General features: G+C 65.0%; 1 protein-coding gene. It reads right to left on the bottom strand.

The window, feature by feature from the left end; genetic code table 11:
- On the bottom strand, positions 1 to 2,095 hold a 2,095-nt coding region (locus tag ACFMO5_RS02495; protein ID WP_376791194.1), incomplete at its 3' end, for an exonuclease domain-containing protein.
- Between the last annotated feature and the right edge of the window lie 162 nt (positions 2,096 to 2,257).

The raw sequence follows: 2,257 nt of genomic DNA, 5'->3' as shown, positions 1-2,257 counted from the left end.
CGAGCAGATGCTGTCGCACCAGCGGCCCCACATCCAGGGGGGCCGCATACAAGCCCACGCGGGACCAGTTCCCTTCCCCCACGGTCCCCTCCAACCAGTAGACCATACCCGGCGACGGCTTGCGGATCGCCGCTTCCAGCGCCTGGCGGGTCTTCTCGAAGTCGTGGGCGAGCCCATTGGCCAGCCCAAGGGGCTCCTCGACCTCCGCGAACCCATGGTCCAGCAGCTCCGTGAGCGCCGTCCGGATCGCCATCAGGGCCTCCTGAACCGCCGCCCAGCGGACAGCGAGGAGCTCCCAGGTTTGCTCCACAGCGGCCCACGATGGGCGGGCACGTTCCTCTCCGGTGAGCAAAACCTTGCGCGCGTATTCCCCGCCTCCCGAAGCGGATTCCTCCAAGAAGGCCGTGAGGGCGTTCATGAGGAGATCCACGCCGGTTCGGGCTGCTTCCACCGCATCGCTCAATCGGCGGGTCATGCCCGCCAGGGTATTGCGGAGTGCGGGGGGCAGACTGCGCCCCAGGTTCAGCAATGCGCCGACCAGCCCGCCTCCCCGATGCTCACGGGCGCTGCCGGTTTCCTGAAGCAATCGAAGCAGCCTGAAACGATCGATCTCCACCGTTAGCTGCTTCGTGGCCGCCTCCTCCAGATGGTGGGCTTCATCAACGATCAAATAGCGATGTTCAGGAAGCACCATGCGCTGGGTCGCCGCATCCGCGAAAAGCAGCGCATGGTTCACAACGATCAAGTGGGCGGCCTCGGCCGCTTTCCGAGCCCGGTGGAGAAAGCAACCTCCCGCCCCCCAGGCGGCGCACACCTCCGTTGTGCAGGCCTCGTTATCCGCGGAAAGGCGGGCCCACAGCGCCCGCTCCACCGGCGTGGGCAGATAGAGCTCATCCCCATCACCGGTTTGCGTGGTGGGCAGCCACACCAGGATTTTGGCCAGCACCCGCATCTCCTCGACGCTGGTCGGCCCGGCGCGTCGCAATTGCATCAAGCGGGCCGGGCACAGATAGTGAGCGCGCCCTTTCAGTAACGTCACCCGCAAGGCGGCACCGTTCGCCAAGCCGGATTCGGAAAGCAGACGCTGGAGGATTGGGATGTCCTTCTGGAGCAGCTGCTCCTGAAGGTTGATCGTGTTGGTGGAGATCACCACCCGCTCGCCGTTGCGCATGGCCCAGAGGGCGGCGGGGATTAGATAGGCCAAGCTCTTCCCTACCCCGGTTCCTGCTTCGATGATCCGATGCTTGCCTTCGCTGAACGCCTCGGCAACGGCCTGAAGCATGGTCACCTGCTGAGGCCGATGCTCATATTCGGGGAAGATCCGGGAGAGGGCCCCACCCGGCTCCAGCAGCTGGGTCAGCTCCTCCACATTTAACGGTTGAGGTTCAGCCTTGGGGCGCAGGGGCCGGGCCCTCACCGGAGGAGGGGTCAGATAGGCTTCCGGGGTCGCCAGGCCCTTCGCCCGCAGCTGGGCACCAATGCTCTGATCGGCGAAACGGCCTTGTTGCACGGCCCGCAGGGCTTCCTCGAAAAACCGGCGGGGAGGCCAAGGGAGACGAGCGGCGTGGCGGACGATCTCCTCGAGGATCGGCTCGGGCAGCTGACAGGCGCGCTCAAAGAGAGCCAGGAAAAGCCGATGAGTGAGCCGCGCATCCTCCAGCGCGCGGTGGATCACCCCCACCGGGATCCCCAGGTCCTGAGCCAGAGTCGAAAGCCCATGGCCACCGGCATAGGGGACCAGAATGGCCGCCAGCTCGTAAGTATCCAGCGCCTCGTTCTCCAGAAAAAGGCCATGGCGACGCAGGAACGCCAGGTCCTGATCGATGGAATGGCCGACCAGGATCCCATTGCCCACCAGGGCCCGCAGGCGGGGCAACACCGCTCGTAACGGAGGAGCCTGAGCCGCCTCCTCTAGACGAATACCGGTGAGTTCCACAACCGAAGGCGGGATCGGGCGCTCCGGACGAACGAGGGTGCTCCACTCATCCAGCACAGTTTCCCCGCGGAACTTAACGACTCCGATTTCGATGATGGTATCCGTCTCGGGATCCAGCCCGGTGGTCTCCAGATCCAGAGCGACAAAGACCGAAGGCATCGTTAAGCAGACCTCTGGGAAGTTGAATGATTTTGGGGCAGTTTGAGAGCTGGGGGCCGCCGAAGGCGGCCTCCAGCCCCGATGGATTTTCCCTCCCCTCTCCCCACGGCCCTTGGGGCCGTGGGGAGAGGGGATCCAAAGCATTTGGGGGCGAGCCGGGCG

It is taken from the genome of Thermoflexus sp. (assembly GCF_042408365.1).
GTDB lineage: Bacteria > Chloroflexota > Anaerolineae > Thermoflexales > Thermoflexaceae > Thermoflexus.
This window is presented reverse-complemented; position numbering and strand designations above follow the sequence as displayed.